This window comes from Winogradskyella psychrotolerans, from assembly GCF_018860545.1.
GTDB classification, from domain to species: domain Bacteria; phylum Bacteroidota; class Bacteroidia; order Flavobacteriales; family Flavobacteriaceae; genus Winogradskyella; species Winogradskyella psychrotolerans_A.
This window is the reverse complement of record NZ_JAHKPN010000026.1, coordinates 52,641-78,275: the sequence shown is the minus strand read 5'-3', so window position 1 is coordinate 78,275 and position 25,635 is coordinate 52,641. Positions and strand designations below refer to the sequence as shown.

Annotated in this window: 23 protein-coding genes and 1 tRNA gene; 16 read left to right on the top strand and 8 right to left on the bottom strand. The window is 34.1% G+C overall.

The genetic code is table 11. The features are described from left to right. Positions 1 to 51: 51 nt before the first annotated feature. Positions 52 to 3,873 carry a beta strand repeat-containing protein gene (locus KO515_RS09815; protein ID WP_215936186.1) on the bottom strand — a complete coding sequence of 1,274 codons (3,822 nt, stop codon included), beginning with the start codon at positions 3,871 to 3,873 and terminating at the stop codon, positions 52 to 54. A gap of 218 nt (positions 3,874 to 4,091) precedes the next feature. Between KO515_RS09815 and KO515_RS09810 the strand changes: the two genes are divergently transcribed. The 5 genes from KO515_RS09810 (at position 4,092) to KO515_RS09790 (ending at position 11,755) form a co-directional block, all read left to right on the top strand. Next, positions 4,092 to 4,727: an MOSC domain-containing protein gene (locus KO515_RS09810; RefSeq protein WP_215936185.1), complete on the top strand. Its 636-nt coding sequence runs from the start codon at positions 4,092 to 4,094 to the stop codon at positions 4,725 to 4,727. 205 nt (positions 4,728 to 4,932) lie between these two features. Beyond that, the gene (locus KO515_RS09805; RefSeq protein WP_215936184.1) at positions 4,933 to 8,385 is read left to right on the top strand and encodes a pyruvate carboxylase; all 3,453 of its coding nucleotides are present in this window, start codon (positions 4,933 to 4,935) and stop codon (positions 8,383 to 8,385) included. Between the two features lie 240 nt (positions 8,386 to 8,625). Then, entirely contained in the window at positions 8,626 to 9,324 is a 699-nt protein-coding gene (locus tag KO515_RS09800) for a DUF4377 domain-containing protein (RefSeq protein WP_215936183.1), read from the top strand. Positions 9,325 to 9,426: 102 nt separating this feature from the next. Next, complete coding sequence (gene rlmF / locus KO515_RS09795; RefSeq protein ID WP_215936182.1) at positions 9,427 to 10,383, top strand: 23S rRNA (adenine(1618)-N(6))-methyltransferase RlmF; 957 nt, start codon at positions 9,427 to 9,429, stop codon at positions 10,381 to 10,383. Positions 10,384 to 10,519: 136 nt separating this feature from the next. Then, positions 10,520 to 11,755 (top strand): DEAD/DEAH box helicase, encoded by a 1,236-nt coding sequence (locus KO515_RS09790; RefSeq protein ID WP_215936181.1) that lies wholly within the window; start codon positions 10,520 to 10,522, stop codon positions 11,753 to 11,755. 83 nt (positions 11,756 to 11,838) lie between these two features. Here the strand turns inward: KO515_RS09790 and KO515_RS09785 are convergent, their stop codons facing one another. The 4 genes from KO515_RS09785 to KO515_RS09770 are packed head-to-tail and all read right to left on the bottom strand — an operon-like array spanning position 11,839 to position 14,687. Then, complete coding sequence (locus KO515_RS09785; protein WP_215936180.1) at positions 11,839 to 12,477, bottom strand: hypothetical protein; 639 nt, start codon at positions 12,475 to 12,477, stop codon at positions 11,839 to 11,841. Between the two features lie 12 nt (positions 12,478 to 12,489). After that, positions 12,490 to 13,653, bottom strand: coding sequence for a hypothetical protein (locus tag KO515_RS09780; RefSeq protein ID WP_215936179.1), 1,164 nt, complete (start codon positions 13,651 to 13,653; stop codon positions 12,490 to 12,492). Then, positions 13,637 to 14,158, bottom strand: coding sequence for a hypothetical protein (locus KO515_RS09775; protein ID WP_215936178.1), 522 nt, complete (start codon positions 14,156 to 14,158; stop codon positions 13,637 to 13,639). Before KO515_RS09775 ends, KO515_RS09780 begins: the two co-directional genes overlap by 17 nt. Further along, entirely contained in the window at positions 14,142 to 14,687 is a 546-nt protein-coding gene (locus KO515_RS09770; RefSeq protein ID WP_215936177.1) for an RNA polymerase sigma factor, read from the bottom strand. The genes KO515_RS09775 and KO515_RS09770 overlap by 17 nt, the downstream gene beginning before the upstream one ends. A 127-nt stretch (positions 14,688 to 14,814) precedes the next feature. On the opposite strand from KO515_RS09770, the gene KO515_RS09765 reads away from it, so the two are divergent. The 4 genes from KO515_RS09765 to KO515_RS09750 are packed head-to-tail and all read left to right on the top strand — an operon-like array spanning position 14,815 to position 18,718. Further along, the gene (locus KO515_RS09765) at positions 14,815 to 16,131 is read left to right on the top strand and encodes a hypothetical protein (protein WP_215936176.1); all 1,317 of its coding nucleotides are present in this window, start codon (positions 14,815 to 14,817) and stop codon (positions 16,129 to 16,131) included. A 44-nt stretch (positions 16,132 to 16,175) separates the two neighbouring features. Further along, the gene (locus KO515_RS09760; protein WP_215936175.1) at positions 16,176 to 17,153 is read left to right on the top strand and encodes a hypothetical protein; all 978 of its coding nucleotides are present in this window, start codon (positions 16,176 to 16,178) and stop codon (positions 17,151 to 17,153) included. Beyond that, entirely contained in the window at positions 17,146 to 17,520 is a 375-nt protein-coding gene (locus KO515_RS09755; RefSeq protein ID WP_215936174.1) for a DoxX family protein, read from the top strand. Before KO515_RS09760 ends, KO515_RS09755 begins: the two co-directional genes overlap by 8 nt. Next, the gene (locus KO515_RS09750) at positions 17,510 to 18,718 is read left to right on the top strand and encodes an MFS transporter (RefSeq protein WP_252723833.1); all 1,209 of its coding nucleotides are present in this window, start codon (positions 17,510 to 17,512) and stop codon (positions 18,716 to 18,718) included. The genes KO515_RS09755 and KO515_RS09750 overlap by 11 nt, the downstream gene beginning before the upstream one ends. Here KO515_RS09750 and KO515_RS09745 read toward each other — a convergent pair. Beyond that, positions 18,687 to 19,367 (bottom strand): M15 family metallopeptidase, encoded by a 681-nt coding sequence (locus tag KO515_RS09745; protein ID WP_215936173.1) that lies wholly within the window; start codon positions 19,365 to 19,367, stop codon positions 18,687 to 18,689. The two genes, KO515_RS09750 and KO515_RS09745, sit on opposite strands and share 32 nt — an antisense overlap. Positions 19,368 to 19,871: 504 nt before the next feature. Between KO515_RS09745 and KO515_RS09740 the strand changes: the two genes are divergently transcribed. From KO515_RS09740 to KO515_RS09710, 7 genes are all read left to right on the top strand, one after another. After that, positions 19,872 to 20,798 (top strand): alpha/beta hydrolase family protein, encoded by a 927-nt coding sequence (locus KO515_RS09740; protein WP_215936172.1) that lies wholly within the window; start codon positions 19,872 to 19,874, stop codon positions 20,796 to 20,798. Between the two features lie 359 nt (positions 20,799 to 21,157). Beyond that, the gene (locus KO515_RS09735) at positions 21,158 to 22,018 is read left to right on the top strand and encodes an SPFH domain-containing protein (RefSeq protein ID WP_215936171.1); all 861 of its coding nucleotides are present in this window, start codon (positions 21,158 to 21,160) and stop codon (positions 22,016 to 22,018) included. 3 nt (positions 22,019 to 22,021) lie between these two features. Further along, positions 22,022 to 22,180: a DUF4177 domain-containing protein gene (locus KO515_RS09730; RefSeq protein WP_215936170.1), complete on the top strand. Its 159-nt coding sequence runs from the start codon at positions 22,022 to 22,024 to the stop codon at positions 22,178 to 22,180. Beyond that, positions 22,180 to 22,680 carry a hypothetical protein gene (locus KO515_RS09725; protein ID WP_215936169.1) on the top strand — a complete coding sequence of 167 codons (501 nt, stop codon included), beginning with the start codon at positions 22,180 to 22,182 and terminating at the stop codon, positions 22,678 to 22,680. The genes KO515_RS09730 and KO515_RS09725 overlap by 1 nt, the downstream gene beginning before the upstream one ends. 10 nt (positions 22,681 to 22,690) lie before the next feature. Then, complete coding sequence (locus KO515_RS09720) at positions 22,691 to 22,870, top strand: Arc family DNA-binding protein (RefSeq protein ID WP_215936168.1); 180 nt, start codon at positions 22,691 to 22,693, stop codon at positions 22,868 to 22,870. Between the two features lie 64 nt (positions 22,871 to 22,934). Then, positions 22,935 to 24,245 (top strand): DUF819 family protein, encoded by a 1,311-nt coding sequence (locus KO515_RS09715; RefSeq protein WP_215936167.1) that lies wholly within the window; start codon positions 22,935 to 22,937, stop codon positions 24,243 to 24,245. A gap of 51 nt (positions 24,246 to 24,296) precedes the next feature. Continuing rightward, complete coding sequence (locus KO515_RS09710; protein ID WP_215936166.1) at positions 24,297 to 25,007, top strand: DUF4369 domain-containing protein; 711 nt, start codon at positions 24,297 to 24,299, stop codon at positions 25,005 to 25,007. 210 nt (positions 25,008 to 25,217) lie between these two features. On the opposite strand, the gene KO515_RS09705 is transcribed toward KO515_RS09710, so the two are convergent. Beyond that, positions 25,218 to 25,291 (bottom strand) — tRNA-Thr (locus KO515_RS09705). Positions 25,292 to 25,362: 71 nt separating this feature from the next. Beyond that, positions 25,363 to 25,632, bottom strand: a complete 270-nt coding sequence (locus KO515_RS09700) for a hypothetical protein (RefSeq protein ID WP_215936165.1) — start codon at positions 25,630 to 25,632, stop codon at positions 25,363 to 25,365. Between the last annotated feature and the right edge of the window lie 3 nt (positions 25,633 to 25,635).

Here is a 25,635-nt window from a genome sequence, read left to right as displayed (position 1 = left end):
AAAAAGACCATCTTCCGATGGTCTTTTCAATTATTAAGTAATTACTAACTATTAATCCAAAATCAACTTATGTGATACTCTTCCTTGTTCTGTAAATACATTAACAATATAAACTCCAGCAGACATCCCTCTAATATCTACGGAATTTGTTCCATTCACTATCTTAACTTGCTTTACTATTCTCCCTGATAACGCTGTAACCTCAGCTTTTATTTCACCCGACACCGAATTATCAATCACAATATTAAATTGTCCTTGTGATGGATTTGGATAAAGATTTAAAACGGAATCAGCATTAAAATCATCTACTGATAAAGCGACTTGCGCTTCTACAGATCCGATATCTCTAGTACTACCAAACACACTCTGACCTATTTGATCTACAAACATATCTGTGGCATCACCAGCATCATAAGCAGGTGAATTATTTAATAACACATGGGTTAGGCTTATTCCACCATTATCTTGTAATGGTCCTAACAAAGGATCTACGCCTTCAAGATCATTCATCTGAGCTGTGAATACTGACAAATCATCTGTTCCAATTAAGTTAAAATCATTTGACATTAATAGTCCAGATACATCAGTTCCTGTTGTCGCTGTGTTTAGAGCTACAATTGTATTCTTCAAAGAAACAGTATTAACCGCATCGATACCGCCACCAATTCCATCAGTTGAATTCATAGCAACCGTTACCGCATTTAAATCTAAACTTGCACCATTATTGGTTAATCCACCGCCAGAAACTGATGCTGTATTCCCTGAAATAGTACTCGTCATTACAGACGTCATTGATCCTGTGTTGTTATAAATTCCACCACCTTCAGCAGCGGTATTATTATCTATTGTAGACATCAAAACACTCATTGTTGTGCCACCTTGATTCCATAATCCACCACCTTCATTAGCAGCAGCGTTTCCTGTAATTGTACTTGTAGAAATGTTAATCATTCCTGACATTCCTGTTACATGAAAGCCTCCACCATTTCCTGGCGCAGCAGTTCCTGCTAAACCGTTGACATCATTATTAGACATTGTTGAATTTGAAAACATCAAGTTCCCATCAATCAGTTCAATAGCACCACCTGCTCTGTTAGCTGCATTACCATCAAATGTCGAATCCATCACAGTAACATCACCTGCTGTACTCAATAATCCACCACCAGATGCAGAAGCTCCTGTTGCCATATTATTAGAAATTATACTGCCATTGGTAATATTTAATGTTCCTCCATTATTGAAGATTCCAGCACCTCCATCATCAGCACCGCCGCCTAAAGCATTATTAGAATCTACTAATACATTGTCAGTTGTCATTATTCCTGAACCATTCCATAATCCACCACCTTCAAGCGCTGCACTATTTCCATTTACAGTTCCACCTACAACATCAACACTGCTATCTCCACTGACGTGAAGTCCACCACCATTTCCAGGTGCTCCTGTACCAGTGACAACTCCTGTTATATTATTATTCAAACTAACATCAGTCAATAGTACTGGTCCACTTCCATTAGTTTCAATTCCACCACCTGCTCTATTCGATTCATTAAAAGCGATTGTAATTCCGTTCGCCATCAAAGTACCTGCTGCGTTTAAAATTCCACCACCAGTAGATTGTGCTCCATCAGCTATATTATTTGTAATTTCAGTCATTCCTGAAATATCGAGCGTACCACCTTCGTTATAAATTCCGCCGCCACCAGCAGCACCTGCAGTCATAGCATCATTTCCTGAAGCTGTATTTCCGTCAACGGTATGATCTACAATAGTCATGATTCCTGATCCATTCCATAAACCACCACCTTCATTAGCGGCAATATTGTTGTTAGTTGTACCACCTGTAATGTTCGTTGTTGCAGCACCAGATACATGAAGTCCACCACCAGATCCTGGAGCAGCCATTGCCGGAGACACACCAGCATTATTCATATCTAAGATTGTATCTATAAGATTTAAATTTCCACCTGCATGTTCAATGCCACCACCAGCTCTATTCGCCTGATTCATTGTAATTGTCGAACTCGTTACAGTAACATCACCACCAATAGTTAATATACCACCTCCAGAACCTGAAGCTCCATCTGCACTATTATTGCTTATGGTTGTATTGTTTTGAACGATTAAAGTTCCACCATTATTAAAAATTCCGGCACCACCATCATCCGCTGCTGGACCACTTGCTATATTTCCACTAATCATTGCACCATCAACAGTCATTGTAGCTGTACTGTTCCATAATGCACCACCTTCTCTAGCAGCTACATTATCATTCATTGTACCACCTGTTAGTGTTGCTGTTCCTGACCCACTAATATGAAGTGCACCTCCATTTCCTGGACTTGCTACTGCTGGCGCAACACCTGTATTGTTACCACTAACATTGTAGTTTCCTAAGAAATCAATAGAACCATCTATAATTTCAATTGCACCACCTGCACGGTTAGATTGATTAAAAGCCAAAACAGCATCTGTAATCGTAACAGCACCATCAATACTTAAAATTCCACCACCAGAACCAGAAATTCCGTCTGCGATATTATTTGTTAGCGACGCAGCACTACCTACAACTAAAGTTCCTCCATTATTAAAAATAGCACCACCACCATCAGTTGCCTCATCTCCTGAAGCGATATTAGCATCTAAAAATGTTAAGCTAACATCCATGGTTCCTAAATTGTTCCATAATCCACCGCCTTCTTTAGCTGCATAATTATTAGAAACTGTTGAAAAACCAGAAACTGTTGCATTGGTTGTACCAGATAAATGTACTGCACCACCATTTCCAGGATTTGGTGTAATTGTATTTCCTAATCCAATATCTACACCTGCAGCGTTTCCTGTAAGTGTAACACCAGATAAAATTAAATTCCCATTAGAGTTATCTTCAATGGCACCACCTGCTCTACTGGCGTAGTTTCCTGTAATTGCCAATCCATTTGCTAGATTTAAAACCCCATCTGTATTATTAAAAATAGCACCACCACGTCCACCTGGAGTTGATCCTGAAGCGATGTTCCCCGACAAAATTGTTCCTGCTGAAATATTTATAGTTCCGTTACCATTATTATAAATACCACCTCCACCTGTAGCATCACCTACAGCTGAGTTTTCTGTTATTGTGACATCAACCACATCTAAAACTCCACTACCATTCCATAGTCCACCACCTTCTTTACCGGCTACATTTCCATTAACAGTACCACCAGTAACAATCGCACTTCCGGCACCAGTAATATGTAACCCACCTCCATTTCCTGGAGCTGCAGTGGCAGGTGAAACACCTGCATTGTTATCATTTAAAGCAACATTTAGTAATGTGATTGCTAAGCCTGCACCAGAATTATCCTCTATACCTCCACCTGCTCTATTTGCTGTATTGTTTGAAATTTCAGAATTATTAACGATTAAAACTCCACCTACATCATTAAAAATTCCACCACCGGAACCAGAAGATCCGTTAGCTGTATTTCCTGATATCGAAGTATCGTTAATTGTGACAAGGGCATTAGAAATATACATAGCACCGCCATCAACCGCTACACCATTAATTAAAGCTAAATCATTTAATACCACTACTCCTGAGCTGATATTAAATATTCTTCCATTACTGTTAGCGTCAATAGTTATTGGAGTTATTGAATTTCCACTAATAATCAAATCTTTATCAATAAAAAGTTCACTATTTAAAGTTACCGTTGTCACAGAAGTGTCAAAAGTAATAATGCCACCAATTGGCGTATCTGCAATTTCATTTCGCAGTGTTCCATCTGTTCCGTCATCTGCACCACTTGTTACGACTTGAGCAAATGCATCTATTGAAATAAAAAATGTCATTGCCATCGCAATAACGTAAGTAATTTTGTTCTTCATGTTGATTAGTATTTGATTAAATTAGTTAAAAACACTTCCATTTTGGAAAGCACAAATACCTACGAGATTATCTTTGGGTGGGTTTTAAAATTTATTTGCTTTAACATTTTATTAACATAATTGACAAGATTTATATAATTTGACAAGACGTATGTACCCATGAAACACCCATTATAAAACATCCTTCTAAGTGACTATTTTTTTTATATTTTTAATGGATGAAAATTATCTCAACGAATATTGCACAACCCACCAAATTCCTATGGAATGGAAAAGAAATCACTACAGGTATCTATAAAAAACCTACGGATACTCCTATATTTTTAGGAAAAGAAGATGTGCGAGGAGATGAAGTTTCAGACCGAAAGGTACATGGAGGAGAATTCAAAGCCTGTTATTTATTTTCAGCAAATCAGTATCCATATTGGGAAAATTTATATCCACATTTAGACTGGACGTTTGGTATGTTAGGAGAAAACTTAACCGTTGAAGGCTTAGATGAACGACAACTTTTTATTGGAGACACCTACAAACTAGGAAGCGCCTTAGTACAAATTACACAACCGAGAGAACCTTGTTTTAAATTCGCACATAAGTTTGGTTCCGATACTGTTTTACAACAATTTATTACCCATGGTTACTCTGGTGCTTACGTCAAAGTTTTAAAAGAGGGAGACGTCAAAGTTGGAGATACTTTTGAATTGCAAGAACGCGGAAAAGATAGTATTTCTATTTTTCAATTGTTTCAATTACGCTATGCAGAACACAAAAATATAATGCATGTTAACTTACTTCTAGATAATGATGCTTTGCCAAAACGCTTGAGAAAACGCTTAAAGTTTTTTGCACGATAACATTAAAATCAAAATTTCAAAACCGTCTCACATGAGAGAAAAATATCAGGTTGAAATTGGTTTTCATGAAATCTATGTATCTGCCATAAGCCTCTAAAGATTTGAATTGCGTTAAATAATATCATTTTTACGCAAACGTTGTAGTAATTCTTTTAATACCTTTACGAGGTCTGAATACGAATCACTTAAAGATATCCTTCCATTTATGAAAATCAAAAAAATATTAGTCGCCAACCGAAGTGAAATTGCTATCCGTGTCTTAAGAGCATGTACAGAACTTAATATTGCAACAGTTGCCGTCTATACTTATGAAGATCGCTATTCGCAACACAGAAATAAAGCTGATGAATCCTATCAGATTGGAGAAGATAACGAGCCTTTAAAGCCGTATTTGGATATCGAAGAAATTATAACATTAGCAAAAGACAAGAATGTAGATGCTATTCATCCAGGCTATGGATTCTTGTCTGAAAACTCAGAATTTGCCAGACGTTGTGCCGAAAATGATATTATTTTTATTGGTCCAGACCCTGAAGTTATGGATGCTTTGGGTGATAAAATTACAGCCAAGAAAATCGCAGTAAAGTGTAACGTTCCTATTATTGAAAGCAATAAAAAAAGCTTAACATCTTTAAAAATCGCGCTTTCTGAAGCCAATACCATTGGTTATCCGTTAATGCTAAAAGCCGCTTCTGGCGGAGGTGGACGTGGCATGCGTGTGGTGAGAAATAATAAAGATTTAGAGCAAAATTTTGATTCCGCAAGAAACGAATCCCTAAATGCTTTTGGTGATGACACGATGTTTTTAGAAAAATATGTTGAAAACCCAAAACACATTGAAGTCCAGATTGTAGCTGACCGACATGGTAATATTCGTCATTTATTCGAGCGCGATTGTTCCGTGCAGCGTCGACACCAAAAAGTAGTTGAAGTTGCTCCATCTTACAATGTTTCTCAAACTGTAAAAGATGCGCTCTACAAATATGCCGTTGCAATTACGTCTGAAGTCAATTACAACAACATCGGAACTGTTGAATTTTTAATCGACCAACAAGACCATATCTATTTCATCGAAGTTAATCCTAGAATTCAAGTGGAACATACCGTTACGGAAATGGTTACCGGAATCGACTTGGTAAAAACACAAATTTTTATTGCTGGAGGTTATAAACTTTCTGATAAACAGATAAAAATATACGAACAAGACTCTTTAGAAACCTACGGTTTTGCATTACAATGTAGATTAACAACCGAAGATCCTGAAAATAATTTCACACCAGACTATGGAAACATTACCACTTATCGCAGTGCTTCCGGAATGGGAATTCGTTTAGATGCAGGTAGTATTTACCAAGGTTATAATGTGAGTCCGTTTTTCGATTCTATGTTAGTTAAAGTGTCAGCCCACGGAAGAACACTCGATGGTGCTGTTCGGAAAATGACACGTGCTTTAAAAGAATTTAGAATTAGAGGTGTTAAAACCAACATTCATTTTCTTCAAAATGTGATTCAGCATGATACGTTTAAAGACGGAAAAGTTACTGTCAATTTCATTCAGAATACTCCTGCTTTATTCGAAATAAAATTACCTCAAGATAGAACGACCAAAGCTGTCAATTTTCTTGCAGAGGTTATTGTTAATGGAAATTCCGATGTTAAAAACATTGATAAATCCAAAATTTTCAGAACGGCTAAAGTTCCAAAATACAATCGTTCGGAGGCGTTTCCAAAAGGCACCAAAGATCTATTAACAGAACTGGGGCCTGAAGCTTTTTGCGAATGGTTGAAAGACGATAACAAAATACATTATACCGATACTACGATGCGCGATGCACATCAATCACTTTTAGCAACACGTATGCGAAGTTACGATATGCTTAAAGTGGCAGAAAGTTTCGCACAAAACCATCCCAACACCTTCAGTATGGAAGTTTGGGGAGGTGCAACCTTTGATGTTTGCATGCGCTTTTTACACGAAAGTCCTTGGACACGTTTACGAGAATTACGCAAGGCGGTGCCTAACATTTTATTCCAAATGTTGTTGCGAGGTTCAAATGCTGTAGGTTATAAAGCTTATCCGGATAATTTAATTGAAAAATTTGTTGAAAAATCGTGGGAAAACGGAGTCGATATTTTTAGAATTTTCGATTCGTTAAATTGGGTAAAAGCCATGGAGCCGAGTATTAATTATGTTCGTGATAAAACAGGAGGCATTGCACAAGCTGCCATTAGTTATACAGGTGATATTTTAGACCCAAAACAAACCAAATACAACCTCAACTATTATACGCAACTTGCCAAAGATTTCGAAAATGCAGGTGCACATATGATTGCCATAAAAGACATGGCAGGTTTACTAAAACCGTATGCTGCAACAGAATTGGTTGGTGCACTAAAAGATACTGTTAATATCCCTGTGCAGTTGCATACACACGATACCTCTTCATTACAAACGGCAACCTATTTAAAAGCTATTGAAGCCGGAGTTGATGTGGTTGATGTGGCATTGGGCGGACTTTCTGGCTTAACATCACAACCTAATTTTAATGCTGTTGTAGAAATGATGAAAGGTCAAACACGCGCTCACGATTTTGATATGAGTACCTTAAATCAATTTTCAAATTATTGGGAAGATACACGCGAAATGTATTACCCATTTGAATCGGGATTAAAAGCAGGAACGGCAGAAGTATATCAACATGAAATTCCTGGCGGTCAATATTCAAATTTACGACCTCAAGCTATTGCTTTGGGATTAGGAGATCGCTTTGATGAGGTAAAAAAAATGTATGCGAAAGTCAACATGATGTTTGGGAACCTGATCAAAGTCACACCAAGTTCTAAAGTCGTAGGTGATATGGCGATTTTTATGGTGACTAACAATTTAACACCAGAAGACGTTATGAAACGCGGCGACGGCATTTCGTTTCCAGAATCCGTAATCAATTTCTTTAAAGGAGATTTAGGGCAACCTGTTGGAGGTTTTCCGAAGGAACTTCAAAAAATTATACTACGAAATAAAGAAGCTTACACCGATCGGCCAAATGCGCATTTAAAACCGGTTGATTTCACAAAAGAATTTGCTGCTTTTAAAAAGAAATTCCAACAAGGGTTTACAAGACCTATTGAAATGGAAGATTTTCTTTCTTATATGTTATATCCCAAAGTCTTTGAAAGTGCCCATGAAAATTATAAAAAATATGGAAATATAGCACTCATCCCTACAAAAGATTTCTTTTTTGGCATGAAGCTTCAGGAAGAAACGAACATCACTTTAGAACCCGGAAAAACAATTATTGTTAAATTACTATCGGTTAGTATACCTAATGATGCTGGTGTAAGAACGGTGTTTTTTAAAGTGAATGGTGAAAACCGATTTGTCGAAATATTTGATACCTCTTTAGATATAAAAAAGGTTGAAAACATAAAAATTGATAAAGAAAATATTAACCAAATTGGAGCTCCTTTACAAGGCTCACTTTACAAGGTTTTAGTGAAGAAAGGTACAATGGTTAAAGAAAATGATCCACTATTTGTCATTGAAGCCATGAAAATGGAAACAACCGTTACCGCACATCAATCTGGAAAAATAAAATCGGTGACTTTATCGGAAGGCAGCATGGTAAAACAGGATGATTTGGTGATTACATTTGAGTAAGGAGATGACATCTTTTTCACTAATTAGTAATCAACCTTATGCTGATGATTGAATTAAAAATTATCCATTCAGGGGATTTTAGTTTTTTCTGTCATGTTAAACTATAGAGTTATTTACAATGTTTTATAGTTCCATCACATATTCAACTATCAATTAATTCATACTAACAAATTTTTAACGATTCATTTAAAAATTGGCAAGACTTTTGAAATTCAGAATCTGAACAATGAAATCATAACAATGACACTATTAAAAAACCTTCCTATTATTATACTCGCTACAGTCTTATCTTCTTGTGGTTCAACAAATAAAACAACATCCACCTATTGGGTTAATAGCTCTAAAGTTGATTGTGATGCTGGCGCAGGAAAAACAACATGTTTACAAGTGACCAAAGCAGATGCTTACGACAATGCAGAGTGGTCTAATTTTTACTCAAAAATAAATGGTTTTACTTTTGAACCTGGTTACTTACAAAAAATTGAAGTGACTGAAACGGCATTAAACTCAGAAAATGTGCCTGCAGATGCCGCTTCCATTCAATACGATCTTGTAAACGTGATAGAGAAAAAACAAGATCCTAAATTAGCGATTCACGATATTTGGGCGGCAACACATATTAATGGAGACCCCATTGAAATCACGAATAATAATAATAATAATAATAATATTCCAACACTTGAAATCAACACGACAGAAATGCGTGCATTTGGCACCAATGGTTGCAATAGTTATAGCGGACAAATAAAGAACATCACTTCTGATGCTATTGAATTTGGAGCGATGGCATCCACCCGAAAAATGTGCATGGATATGGAGATTCCAGATCGATTCGATAAAGCATTTAACAGTATTTCCTCATATAAAAAAGAAGGTTTAACCTTATCCTTTTTTAATGAAACTGGCGACGAAGTTTTACGTTTTAAAAAAGTAGATTAATAGGTTAACTTTTAAATTCTCATAATATTGGGTTATTTAGGCAAAAGGTCTAAATAACCCAATTTCTTTTCCATTACCTTTGCCACCATAAATTATTAAGTATTGGAAAAGAAAAAATCACATCCCGAAGTAAAATCTGAACTTCATCCAAGAAGTAAACATCGATCGCGTTATAATTTTGATGCACTTATAAAAAGTTCACCAGAATTAGGCGCTTATGTGGCACCTAATAAATACGGTGACGATTCTATAGATTTTTTCAATCCTGCAGCCGTTAAAGCACTTAATAAAGCCTTATTAATTCACCATTACGGATTAGAGTATTGGGATATTCCTGAGCATTATTTATGTCCACCAATTCCTGGACGTGCAGATTATATTCATAATATCGCTGATTTATTAAAAGGAACGGGTACATTGATTCCAAAAGGAAATCATATTAAAGGTTTAGATATTGGTGTGGGTGCCAATTGTATTTACCCTATAATTGGACAGCATGAATACGGCTGGTCGTTTATAGGAAGTGATACGGATGAAGCTGCTATTATATCTGCTAAAGCCATTGAGCAAAAAAATTACAAATTAAGATCAACTTTAGAAATTAGACGTCAAGAAAAAGCAAACAACTTTTTTTACGACATTTTAAAACCTGAAGAAAAAGTAGATTTTACGATTTGTAATCCACCATTTCATGCGTCTGCGGAAGATGCTCAAAAAGCAAGCTTAAAAAAACAAAAAAACTTAAGAGGGAAACGACCTAATAAAGCACTTTTAAATTTTGGTGGCCAACATAATGAATTATGGACAAAAGGTGGTGAAGCACGTTTTGTAAAAGACATGATTTACGAAAGCAAGCATTTTGGAAAACAGTGTTTTTGGTTCACGAGTTTAATTTCAAAAGAAACAACGCTTAAACCCACCTATAAAATTTTAGAAAAAGTGAATGCCACTGCTGTAAAAACCATTGAAATGGGACAAGGTCATAAAATCAGTCGGTTTATTGCTTGGACATTTTTAACCGAACAAGAGCAACACGATTGGAAAGCTGAGCGTTGGTAAAACATTTCATTTACCTTTGTACTATGTTTGTCACATCTTATTTGTCATTCCTGCATAGGCAAGAATCTATGAGCTATGACTTACAAAGTGGATTCCTGCCTTCGCAGGAATAACAAACTTAATAAATACAAAATCGATGTCATTTAAAGACTTACAACTTATTAAACCGATACTAAAAGCTGTTGAAGCTTCTAGTTATGTTGAACCTACTTTGGTGCAACAACGCTCTATTCCTTTAATTTTAGAAGGTAAGGATGTCATAGTTTCGGCACAAACTGGTACCGGTAAAACAGCTGCTTTTGCACTACCTATATTACAAAAATTGTACGATAAGCAAGATGCACCAAAAAAAGGCAAAAAAATAAGAGCATTAATTGTAAGTCCGACTAGAGAATTAGCAGTACAAATTCAGCAAAATTTTAAAACTTATGCTGAGTTTACCAATTTAACCTCCTTGGTGATTTTTGGTGGTGCTTCCATTGAACCTCAAATTGATGTCTTAAAAAAGGGTGTTGACATTTTAGTGGCCACACCAGGTCGTTTGCTCGATTTGCACAAACAGGATTATGTTAATCTCGATTATATTGAAACCTTCGTTTTAGATGAAGCCGATTTAATGTTAGATATGGGCTTTATTGATGATGTTAAAAAAATTGAACGTCTGTGTCCTGAAAACAAACAATCCTTATTATTTTCGGCAACGATTCCAAATACAATAGAACATCTAACACAAAGCATTCTCAAAGATCCAGAACGTATTGATGTCACTCCAACAAAATCGGTGGCTAAAGATGTGAGTCAGGTGTTGTATTACGTTCCAAAACGTAATAAAATAGAATTGTGTTTACACCTTATGCGAAACACTATAGAAGGGAATGTACTTATTTTTAGACGCACCAAATATGGCGTAGATAAATTAGAACAAACCTTAGCTAAAAATGGCTATGCCGTAAATAGTATTCATGGAGATAAAGCACAAAGCGAGCGTCAAACAGCATTAAATAAATTTAAAAATGGCTATGTAAAAGTATTGATTGCAACTGACGTGGCTGCACGTGGTATTGATATTAATGAATTAGACAACGTTCTTAATTTTGATATGCCCAACATCCCAGAAACCTATGTGCATCGTATTGGTAGAACGGGAAGAGCTGGACATACAGGAAAAGCTTATTCAATGTGTTCTGCTGACGAGAAAAGTTATGTTAAAGCGATTCAGAATGCTATAAATGTTCAGATTCCTGTAGAAACCGAACACCCTTATCCTTTAGACCCCAAAGCGAAACCTATTGTGCACAAAAAACAAGGTAGCAAATATAAAAAAGGTCGTAAAAGTGAGGCTTCTAAGAAGAAGAAAAAGCGTTGGTATTAAATAGATATTAGATTCTAGAACCAAGAATCAAGACAAAAAAGCACTTAGATTATCTAAGTGCTTTTTTATTCATTATAATGAAACTATTCAAATATCATTTCGAAAAGTAAGTAGTGTTTTATTCCAAATTTCTCTCCCCAGTTTTCAATATCCTTTCCTGAGGTTCCTACATCGCACCATGATAATATGCCATCTTCTCTTTCGTAAGGTAAAATATAGGCTAACAGGTAAAACGACTTATTATAGCTGATTTCTAGATTGCTTTCATCGGCTAAATTTCTTAAACTATAGTTTTCAGAGTCAATAGCTTCATAGGTTTTATTGACTCTAAATCTTGGGAACTTAAATGTCATTTTTAGTTGATTATCTTCGGTATGTTTAGAAATAACTTTCATTTTAAACACCGTATCACTTAAAGTTTCAAATTGCTTAACACCAATACTTCTACTGTCTATTACAGTAGTATCAGACACTATTTTACCATCCCAAATTTCCTTTACCGTGAGTTTGTAACTTTTACCTTTGAGTTGCTCACCTGAAAATTTCAACTTCATATAATCAATACCCTCAAAGCTTAAAAGATCACTTACTTCTTCTATTTCTGATGCATATTCAGTTTCCATCCTTAAACCTGAATCCGTTTTAGAATTCGTTTCCTTCTGTTGTGCTAGTAATCCGCTGAAACACGCTAATGCTACAGCCATAATTAGAATTCTCTTCATAAGTTAATTGATTTATTTTTTGATTGAATCGTTGTATGAATAAATAATACCATGGATAATATCGAAGAAAATTTCACCTGAAAACTCGCCTTTCCCTTGTAATTTTCGTTCCATCATATTAAACTTCTCCCCTTTCTTGGTAGGCTGCATTTCTATGGTATACTTGCCAATAAAATTCTTTGTGTTATTGCCTATCACTTTAAAACTGTAATCTAATTTGGGATAAAAGAAATGTATCTTAGAATATTCTGAATACAGATTAAAACGCTTAAAATCTTTAGCCCAATTATAAAAATAATACTCACTATTAAAATCCGTTATGGTTACATTCTTTTGAATTTCCCCTATTTCAAACTTTGAGAATTCTGATGTAATTTTAGTATTTTGAATACTTCCTATTTTACTGTTTTTTAAATTAATAAATTCAAAATCACCGCCATCGATCGCTAAGGCTTCCATTGTTGCATTCTCGATTTTAAGATTATTATAGGGATTTGAGATTTCTTTGGCTTTCATAGTGCCACCAATTAGCGTTCCTGTCAATTCATTTCTTAGATGATGTCTTATGTATAATCCTGATTCCTTCGCGTTAATCGTTAATTTTAAATGGGGTGGAATTTTAATCGTAAAACGACTTCGCATCATTTTTACACCTCCTTTTTTAAAATTAGTCACCTTACCATTTTTATCGACTTTTTTAAAACGATCGTTAATATATTTTAAAGAATTACGCTGTACACTGTGATTATCCTGTTCTATTTCTAAACGTAATCCATCTAATGATTTACGACTGACAGAATCTTTTTTAGGTTCAAAAAACGATTGATTTATAGTAATGGCATCTGTTGTTTTAAATTCATAAGTTTCAATTGAAACTTTATTTTCACTACTCGCAGTGAGTGTTATATGATTATCATATTTGCCAGCCTCGACATTTATTTCATCTAAAAAAGAATTAATTTCTTTCTTTGAATACCCATCAAATTCCATAATATAATCCACATAAACTTTCCCATCTGTGGACTCCTCCAACGCCACTGTCATATTATCTAGATTAAAGATCGCTGTGGTGGTTTTATCGATTGTAAAGGACTCACTGTAAATCTTGTGTTGCTGCGCATTTAGCATAACTGATGTGATGAGCATCAGTGCTAAAAATTTATATCGTACTTTCATTCTGTTCGTTATTTTGATGTAATATATTGATGTGCTTTTGAATATCTTTTAAAATTTGAAGTCGTGTTTGAAGATTCTCAACAAGGGCTTCAATGACTAAAATATTATTAGAATCCTCTTTAAACTGAACCGAAATAGCTTTGTAATCGGTATCTAAGTCTTTCAGCTTTTTTCTGAAGCGTTCTACCAAAACGGCGTCATCTGCGATAGCTATAAAACTCTGCCATTCGGTTTCAATATCTTTAAGATAAGCTGCTTCAACAGCTTCTACTTGCGCTATAATTGGTGACACTTGATTTAATTCTGGTTTTACTTCCTTTTGCATTACATTAAAGCCAATCGTTAATGCAATAATTAAGATGGCCGCTGCACTTAACCATGCATAAGGACCTCGTTTTGGTTGGGATTGCTTTTTGAGTCTTTCTCTAAACTCTATTCTATGCTTTTCCGGAAGCGTTTTTAAATCATCTTCCTCATTAAATAGGTTTCTAATATCTTGCTTCATTGTACTTTTGTTTTAAAAGTTCTTGTAATTTTAATTTTCCACGTCTTAAATGTGTACGAGATGTTTTTATGGGAATTCCTAAAATGTCCGAAATCTCCTCGTGATCATAGCCTTCTAGCAAATAAAGCTTCACTACAATTCTATGCTTTTCACTAATCTGTTCAACGGCAAATAAAATATCTTGTTTCGTTATTGTACTATCAAAATTCCAATCGTCTTCGTTTATAATTTGCAACTCTGATACTTCTACGGCTTCAAACTCTAACTTATTTTTCTTTAAAACATCTAAACATTGGTGTATAATAATTCGTTTTAACCAAGCCCCAAAAGTGGCTTCTGGCTTATACGATTCAATATGTCTAAAGGCTTTTAAAAAGCCTTCTTGCATCGCATCTTTTGCATCTTCATCGCTGAGATAACGACAAGCAATGGTATACATCGCCTGACTGTACTTATCATAAACTTGCATTTGTGCAACCTCATTTCCTTTTTTACAAAGCGTAATAAGTTTAGTCTCTTGTTTTAGCATTTGATTAGTTAGCGGTTTATTATAAAAACGATGAAATTTAGAAAGAGTTTCAAAATAGGATAAAAAAGAGTGATTTTAATTGAATATGTCTAATTTTAACCTTGAATTTCAATCCACCCCATAAAAGATGAGCGACGAATACAAGAAACCTGCGTTTAAGAAATTATTAGATCGATTACAGGAAGAAAGCTGGCAATTAGAATTGCTGATTTCTGGTTTTGCCATTTTTGGATTATTCTCAGCCTATCCAGCTTTAGAAATGAAGATGGCCTATCACCAATCTCAAAACGATAATAATCTGTTTTTTACGTTGATTTTAATTCTTGCACTTTCTGCGTGTTCCATATTAATTTTTAATTTACTTCTCCATGTGCTTTTACGAGGCTTATGGATTGGTGCCTTAGGATTACGGTATGTTTCTGGAGACATTGAATACGACACCTTAAATTACACCAAACGATTTAGCAATTATCTAAAAATAAAAGTAGGTTCTTTTGACAGGTATATTTCAAGATTAGAAGACTACTGTAGCATCATTTTCGCAATCACGTTTTTACTCATCTTTTATTTACTTGCTCTTGTTCTAATCATTGGAACAATTGCTACAATAATTTCAGTGTTTTTTAATGGTCATACCTTTCGTGATTTTTCTACGTACGTTGGTATTATTCTTTTAGCATTTGTAGTTATTGGTATGCTACTAACTTTTATCGACTTTATTACGCTCGGTTATTTAAAAAAGAAAAAATGGCTTAGCAAAGTATATTTTCCTTTCTACTGGGTTTTTAGCATTATCACACTTTCTTTTTTATACCGACCATTAGTTTATAATTTTCTAGACAATAAATTTGGAAAACGTCTGAGTCTCTTTTTAGTTCCTATTTATATTTTATTGATATGGATGACCTCTTTATACTACAATCAATCTAATTATTTTAATTTTATTGAGGAGTCAAGCAATAATATTTCTAATTCTTTAAATTACGAAGACATGTTAGTTGAGGAATCTGATTTCATTGAAAAGATTGCTATTAATAGTAAAGTTATAAGCGATCCGTACGTTAAAGTTTTTATAGCTTTTGATAAATATATAGAAGATGAAATTTACCTCTTCAACCCAAGTTTAAAAGTTGAAGAAGATACTAGAGGTATTACATCAGAAATAGGTTCCATGAATTCTGGCTCCACTAATAATTCATTAAAAAGGGACTATTTAGCCACTTTTAATACGATCTATTCTATTGAAATTGATTCTACACTTTATACAACTGATTTTGTACTTGGTAAAACTATAAAAAAGCAAAATGGGTTCGAAACTTATATAGGTATTAAAAACATAGAAGAAGGTAAACACATGCTTTATGTAAAACGAAGAGAACTAAAAGAATCAGATACCATAACTAAAATTGATGCTTCTATACCGTTTTGGTACTATCCCAATTAGCATACAGTATAAATAATGTATCTTTAGAATCTATAAACTTAACCATGTATAAAATTTTATTTATTCTATTATTTATTGGACAAATCACATTTGCCCAAATCACAATTAAAGATAGTATCACAACCTATCCTGTTAGTTATGCCACTATATCCTTTGGAAATGGCAATGGTCTTTTTGCAGATGACGCAGGGCAATTTATGTTTACCAAAAAATTATATCCAGATATCGACTCCTTATTTATTTCGGCCTTAGGGTTTAAAGATTTGAACATCGCAACGCATAATTTACCCAATGAAATAGTAATGCAGCCCGAAGCACACCAGTTAGATGCCGTTATAATTGCCAATAAATTAGATCGAAAATTTAAAGAGGAAAAACTAAAACCCTATTTAGATGATGACTATTATAAATGTTGGCTGCCGACTATAGAATCTGAGATTGCTGTGTATTTTCCTAAAACCACAACTAAAGACCAACAACTTTCCGAAGTACTATTCCCTATAGCTTTAGAATCAAAAGATTGGAATAAAAGAAACCGTTCTAATAGTGACAAAAAAAAGTTTTCCACCTTATTTAAAGTCAAATTCTATGAAAATGATAATGGGAAACCAGGTAAGGTTTTAACTTACGAAACGACTGTATTTAGAGCCACTGAAAAAGATGGAGATGTGTATACTCTAAATGTTGAAGATTATAATCTCTTTATCCCTGAAAATGGTTTTTTTGTATCGCTTCAAGTATTAGGTTACACTAACGAAGAAGGGAAATTATTACCAAATAAAAAATATAAAGAAATAAAATCTAGACAAGGAGAGATTGTAAAAATACCAACCAATTTTAGACCTTTATTGCCTTTTACAGATCAGATGGAAGCAAAAAACACCTTTATAAAACGTGTCTTTATTAACGGCAATAATTGGTTAAAATTTGACAAAGGCAATCAATTTAAATCAAGTTTATTAGACAAAAACCTGTTTAATTACGGTATTGGATTGACTTATAAAACGTATAAAGATGAATGAGCCCATTGGACTTTATATCATGGCTGGCATGTACATATTTGCAGGCCTCATGCATTTTATAAAGCCAAAAATGTATATGCGCATTATGCCAAGATACATTCCTAATCACAAGCTCATGGTATATTTAAGTGGAGCTGCAGAAATTTTATTAGGTATTGGTCTTTGCATTCCATCTTTAAAGGCAATTGCTATTTATGGTATTATTGCAATGTTAGCCGTATTTCTATTAGTGCATTTTTATATGCTTTCAGGTAAAAAAGCGTCTGCAGGCATCCCAAAATGGCTATTGATATTACGATTACCACTTCAGTTTGGATTGATGTATTGGGCTTATATTTATCTAAACTCATCAGCTTTTGAATTTTAAAATCAACCCAGCTACCAAGGTTTTAATAGTTATTATCTTTTCGCAGTTTTGTTGTACATCATTGTGGTTTGCTGGAAATGCTATTATTGATGACCTCATTCTATTTTTTAACCTGAGTTCCGAGTCACTGAGTTACATTAGTTCGTCTGTACAATTCGGTTTTATAATTGGAACATTTATTTTCGCCGTTCTTACGCTGAGTGATCGGTTTTCACCATCTCGATTATTTTTTATCTGCGCTTTATTGGGAGCGACGTTCAATTTAGGGATGCTTTATTCTGAAAACACATTATATACTATACTTGGATTTAGATTTTTAACAGGCTTCAGTTTAGCCGGAATTTATCCTGTAGGCATGAAGATTGCTGCCGATCATTTTGAAAAAGGTTTAGGTAAATCGCTAAGTTTCTTAATAGCAGCGCTAGTATTAGGTACTGCTTTCCCTTACCTCATCCAATCTTTTGACTTTAATATTAATTGGAGAACTGTTATTTACACCACATCATTTTTGGCAGTCATTGGTGGATTTTTAATTCTGCTTTTAGTTCCTAATGGGCCTTATCAAAAATTAGCAGCTAAATTCGATACGTCTAAAATTCTAAAGGTCTTTAAAAAGCCAAGTTTTCGCTCTGCTGCGTTTGGATACTTTGGCCATATGTGGGAACTCTATGCATTTTGGACCTTTACTCCATTATTATTGATGATACATCAAGATTTACATAATGTACAGTTAAATACACCTTTATTTTCTTTTATTATCATTGCTTCTGGAACTGTATCTTGTATTTTAGGAGGCTTTGTATCCAATAGATTAGGAGTTAAGAAAACAGCAACTTTAGCATTATCTATGTCTGGGCTATGTTGTTTGGTTTCCCCACTATTATTTATGGTCAACTCCACTCCTATCTTTGTGCTATTTCTAATTATTTGGGGCATGTCGGTCATCGCAGATTCCCCTTTATTTTCAACAATGATAGCACAAAACTGTAAAGTTGAGTCTATCGGCACCGCACTAACTATTGTAAATTGTTTAGGGTATAGTTTAACTATTGTAAGTATTCAAATTCTAAGCTATTTAATAGGTCATGTCTCTTACACACCTTTGGTTTTTATGACATTAGGTATCGGACCCATTCTTGGCATAATCGCATTAAAAAGGACTAAGATTACTCCACTTCAAAATCAAAATACGTCTTAGGAAAGGGTTCCCAACGCAGGGTAAAATGCCACCACTCTTTCGGGTAGTTTCTAAAATTATGTTTTAACATCACTGTTTGTAGTAACTGTCTATTTTTCTTTTGTTTATCGGTTAAATTTTCATGAGCGACCCAAGAAGCTTCACCAAAAAAATCAAAAGGACTTCCCATATCTAAAGGCTCGCCAGTCTCTCCATCCATAATAGTTAAATCAACTGTACTTCCTCTACTGTGCCCAGAACGCGATGCGATATACCCTGCTTTAAACAAATTTTTCTTTTGAACTTCTGGATAAAAAATTGATTTATTAATGGTGTCATTTAACGCTCGAGCCCAACGAATAAAATGATTAACAGCACGTTGTGGTCTGTAACCATCGTAAATCTTCAAGCAAAGATTTTGTTGCTGTAATTCATCCTGAACTAATTTTAGTTTTTCAGCAGCCCCTTTAGTAACGATTAAACGGTTAGCTTTATAGCCGTCAATAGTATCGCCAACAAAATTATTCTCAGAAAAGTAACGCAATTCAACATCCAAATCTGGTATTATGGATTTTGCATATACAAAACCATCTGGCAAGGTTTGCTTTTGTTGAAAACCAAAAGTAAAAAGTATTAAACTTCCTATATAAAGTAGTGTTTTGTAATTCATATCGAAATCCTAATTTACTTAAAAAATAAAATTACGACTTGTTTTATAAATAGGCGAAATAATTTGGACATTATAATTACTAGAAAAAGATAAAAATAGCGCTAATAATTGAAGTTGTAAATAGCCATAAAAACAAAAAACCGAGATCCCTCAATCTCGGTTTTCGTTTTATTTGCTTTTTTTATGCTGGTAGATTCAGGGTCTCTAAGCCAACTCAACATAAGGCAAATATTAATTAATTAATCCATTGAACTAAAAACTAAATTTTAGTACGAGTCAAATATATAATTCATTTTGAATTACAACGCCAAAAAACATATTTAATCGATGAAACGCACTAAATTTTAACATTTAACGACGAAATAATGCATTTCACCGATGAAATACATTTTTTGAAACTAAAGTTTTTACAGATTTATAGCTAGAATTTGGTACAAAATTTGAAACATTCATAGAATTCAGTCCAATAAGGATTAACTTTATACCGCTTAAATATTTTTGAAAATGAAACAGTATTTAATTCTCATCCTTTGTTTAGTAAGTAGCATTGGATTTGGTCAAGATAAAACATACACAGAAGAAGATCTAACTATTTCAAAATGGATTGATGGAACCCTACTCACTCCTAACGCTATAGATAAACCAAATTTAGCCATTATCATTGCTGGTTCTGGTCCTACGAATAGAAATGGCAATCAGAACTTCATGAAAAACAATTCCTTAAAAAAATTAGCAGAAGGACTCACAGATCAAGGCATTGCAACGTATAGGTATGATAAGCGTATTGTAAAACAAATTTTAAAAAACAATGTAGATAAAGATATGACGTTCGATGATTTTGTGAACGACGCATCAGATGTAATCAACTATTTTAAAGAAAAGAACACATTCCATAAAATATATGTCATTGGTCATAGTCAAGGTAGTTTGGTTGGCATGCTGTCTGCAAAAGAAAAAGCTGACGGGTTTATTTCGTTGGCTGGCGCCGGTCATAATATTGGAGATGTTCTTATTGAGCAAGTCACACAGATGGCACCAAAGCTTGGTGAAGAAACACAACGTGTTGTAAATATTTTAAAAAGTGGAGAAAACACTACCGATTATCCTGATGCTTTAGGATCCTTATTTGGCCCAGAGATACAAGATTTTATGATTAATTGGATGTCTTACAATCCTACTGAAATTATTAAAGACTTAAAAATGCCTATTCTTATTGTTAATGGAACAAAAGATTTACAAGTTTCAGTTAGTGAAGCTGAAGTTTTAAATGAAGCCCATACGGAAGCAGAACTATTAATCATTGAGAACATGAATCACGTTCTCTTTGAAATTGAAGGTGATGATTTAGAAAATTCAAAATCATACAACGAATCTTTTCGACCTATTTCTCCACAACTCATATCTGGTATTACAGCTTTTATTAAGTCTTAACGTTATAAATTCACATCATATAAAAAAGCATCTCTACTGATAACTATCAGACGTGAGATGCTTTTTCCACTTAACCAACTAATAAAATGAAAAGCATCCCAACCACGAGATGCTTTTTCTAACTAACCAACCAACGTAATGTTAAACTTTGTAGTTCTGTTACGAGATTGTAACAGGTGTTATAATCATTACAATTAGTAATATGCAAACCCTGTGCCAAACTTTATATATTATTTCTTTTTGAAAAATTGTAACAAAAAAATTTATTTGGATACTAATGAATTAAACAATATCTTTATGATATCATTTTAATATCATATTGAATTTTAAAACTGATAAACCAATTAAATTTAAAACTTATGAAAGAAGAAAAAATCATCGTCCCAGCAAATGGTTACCTCATGCTCTTTTTATTTACATTACTATTCTTTGGAAGTATTGCGCTCATACCTATTACTAAAACAGGCTGGCCTATTTTTGGAATTGTAGCATCATTAATATTAGCCTTTGGGTTTTTAATGGTACAACCTAACGGATCTAGAGTTTTACTTTTATTTGGAAAATATGTTGGTACGGTTAAAAAGAACGGATTCTATTGGGTTAATCCATTTTATACTAAAAAGAAAATTTCATTGAGAGCGAGTAATTTTGATAGCGAACGTTTAAAAGTGAATGATAAATTAGGAAACCCTATTATGATCAGCACCATTCTAGTTTGGCGTGTTCACAACACCTACAAAGCCGCTTTTGATGTTGATAATTATGAAAACTTTGTCCGCGTACAGACCGATGCCGCTGTTCGTAAATTAGCAAGTATGTATCCTTATGATAACTTTGCAGATGAAGGCGTTGATGAAGATATTACGTTACGTTCTAGTGTTAATGAAGTTAGTAACGCTTTAGAAAAAGAAATAGACGAGCGTTTATCTATTGCAGGTATCGAAGTTTTAGAAGCACGTATTGGGTATTTAGCCTATGCGCAAGAAATCGCGAATGCTATGTTAAAGCGCCAGCAAGCCACTGCAATTGTTGCTGCTCGTCATAAAATCGTAGAAGGAGCTGTGAGTATGGTAGAAATGGCTATCGAACAACTCAGCAAAAAAAATGTGGTAGATTTAGATGAAGAACGTAAAGCGGCTATGGTCAGTAACCTCATGGTGGTATTATGTGGAGACAAGGACGCTTCACCTGTTTTAAACACAGGAACTTTAAGCCATTAAACGATGAAAGAATATAAAGTAGTACAACCTAAACTCGGGTTTAGAAATCGTATTCAAAATTTTGAAGATCTGCTGAATCAGTACGCAAGAGAAGGTTGGGTTGTTAAGGATATTGGAGTTAATTGGTCGTCGGTAGTTTTTGAACGTAATAAAAACAGATAATGAAAATTTTTAAAGAAGAACAACGGTTTAATCAGTTATGGTTAATTGTAATTTTGCTCGTGTCGGCAATAGTTCCCATTTCGATTTATGTCAAGGAATATTTAGAAGATCCATCAAAAAATTCAACTTTAGAATTGTTTTCTTTAATACTCATCGTATTATTTGCTACCGGATTCATTTTTTTCTTTAAACTTACAACACGTATTGATGATAAAGGGATTCATTATAAGTTTTTTCCGTTTCATTGGAATTTAAAAAGTATTCAGTGGAACGAAATTGATAAGGCTTATGTAAGAACATATGATCCACTAGGTGAATACGGAGGTTGGGGACTAAAAGGTGGTATCCTTTGGAATAAAGCCAAAGGAAAAGCCATAAATGTTTCTGGCGATATCGGCATTCAACTTCTATTGAAAAATGGTAAAAAACTTTTAATAGGTACGCAAAAAGAAAATGAAGCTAAACACGTATTAACGACCTATTCAACGAAAATCAATTAATGTAATTAAAATGTCTAAAAAGAAAGCCTTTGCATTACGAATGAATGAAGATATGCTAAAAGCCATTGAAAAATGGGCTTCGGATGAGTTTCGTAGCACCAATGGTCAGATAGAATGGATGCTAATGCAATATCTCAAAGAACATAATAGGCAACCTAAACAAAAAGATAATTCTAAAGATAAAAAGTGATCGGAAACGGTCACTTTTTTAGTTTTTAATTTTTGTATTTTGCATTTTCTAAACTAACGCAACTATGGATAACACTCCTATTTTTACTGACGACACTATTGTATTTGGACTTTTAATGCTAGCCTTAGGATTTGTATTCATTACAGAATCAATCAAAACAGGATTTTGGGCCAAGTTTTATAAAATTGTACCAGGACTATTTATGGCCTATATGGTTCCTGCCGTTTTAACCACCACAGGTTTAATCTCACCTGAGTGGACCACCGTTTCCGATGAAGGTGTGGTAACAGAACACAGTTCTAATCTTTATTATGTTTCTAGTCGCTACTTATTACCTGCAGCTTTGGTATTAATGACATTAAGTATCGATTTAAAAGCTGTATTCAATCTCGGTTGGAAAGCATTAGTCATGTTTTTTACAGGTACATTAGGCATCGTAATCGGTGGACCTATTGCTATTTTATTAATTGCAACCGTTTCCCCTGATACTGTTGGAGGCGTTGGACCAGATGCTGTATGGAGAGGACTTTCAACATTAGCAGGAAGCTGGATTGGTGGAGGTGCCAACCAAACGGCTATGCTAGAAATTTATGGATATAACCAGGCTAAATACGGAGGAATGGTATTTGTAGATATTGTGGTTGCAAATATTTGGATGGCTATTATCTTAATCGGAATTGGAAAACGAAACCGCATCAATAAATGGTTAAATGCAGATACTTCGTCAATCGAAGAATTAAAGGAAAAAATGTCTAATTTTTCTGAAAAGGTCAAACGAAATCCTTCTCTTACAGATATAATGATTATTTGTGCCATTGCATTTGGAACTGTAAGTATAGCGCATTTAAGTGCTAATTATTTAGCACCACTTTTTGAAGCTATTGTTGCAGGAATTGAATCACCAACCACTCGAAATATATTTACATTCTTAGGCTCTAAATTTTTCTGGATGATTAGTGTGGCAACTATAATCGCTATTTTATTATCCAATACAAAAGCTAAAAATTATGAAGGTGCAGGAGCGAGTAAATTTGGAAGTGTTTTTATTTATATCCTTGTAGCAAGTATCGGGATGAAAATGGATTTAACTATGATTTTTGACAATCTTGGTCTTATTGCTATTGGTATTGTTTGGATGACTATACATGCCATACTCCTAATTATTGTTGCAAAACTAATTAAAGCACCTTATTTCTTTTTAGCCGTTGGTAGCCAAGCCAATGTTGGTGGTGCCGCCTCTGCTCCTATTGTCGCTTCTGCATTTCATCCTTCTTTAGCCACTGTAGGTGTGTTGCTCGCTGTTTTTGGTTATGCCGTTGGAACTATAGCCGCTATTGGCTGTACAATTTTAATGGAATTAGCGGCTGTTAGTTAGTAATATTAAAACTATTATAAGATATTTGCGCACCTAATTATTTAGCAAAACATGACAACATTAAACAAAGTATTAAGTCTCATAATTTTAGCAACCTTAGCCGTTTCATGCGGAAAAGATAACGATACCAACTTTACTCTTAAAGGACATATTAAAGGACTAAAAAAGGGAGTTGTCTATCTTCAGAAAGATGGAGATTCTAGTATTGTAGATTTAGATTCTATGTCTATAACTGGTGAATCAGAATTTGCAATGCACACTAACTTAGAAGAGCCTATTCTACTCTACTTAAAATTATTTAAAAATGATGGTGAAGAACATTATATTCCATTTTTTGCGGATAAAGGTGTTACAGAAATTACAACAACACTAAAAACCTTTAATTATGATTATGAAATAAAAGGGTCTAATCAACAACTCCTTTTAGAGGACTATTTAGGAGTGATGTCAAAATATAACGATAGAAACTTAGACATAATTGAAGCCAGTTTTATGGCTCAAAATAAAAATGACAGTATTGCTTTAGACTCTTTGAATAAAGTAGCTGACAACCTTATAAAGCGAAAATATGCATACACGATTCAGTATGCTATAAACAACAATGATAGTGAGATTGCTCCTTATTTAGCATTATATGAAGCACGTAATGCCAATCCGGTGTACATCGATTCTATTTATAATAATCTAAGTCCAAAAATTAAAAATTCACTTTACGGGAAACAATTAGGTGAATTTATAGCCAATAGAACTCCGGCGGAATAAATCATAGGCAACAGTCGTCTTAGGTACATTCAATCGTACTGCGCTTAAATAAAATTAAAAAAATCCAATCATAAATTATGATTGGATTTTTTTGTTTTAACGATTGAAGAATAGTCTTATTTCAATTTAGTTGAGCATCAACCTTCTGGTCCTATTTAAATTAAATAAAAAAACTCTAACTACTTTTACATAGTTAGAGTTTTAATGAAGAGCCGATGGAGGGACTCGAACCCACGACCTGCTGATTACAAATCAGCTGCTCTAGCCAGCTGAGCTACATCGGCAAAAAAATGCTTACCTTATATTCGGTAAGCGAGCGCAAATTTAAAATAGATTTTCAAATCTGCAAATCAATTTACTTTAATTTATTGATTTTTTCTATAAGACCTCTACCTTTTGTTTCAAGATCATTGTTAATTGCTTTAAAATGTGCTTTCTTATTCTCAACACTTCTATCATTTACACGAGCAATTAACTCATCAAATGTAGCGATTGCTTCATCTATAACAGCTTCACTTTCTTTTGTTGGCTTCTCAGCATTCGCAAGTTCCCAAACGTAAACTGCTTCTATAATATCTCCTAGTACGTAGTTGATATCTTTTTTTAATTCTCTCTTATTTGCCATAAT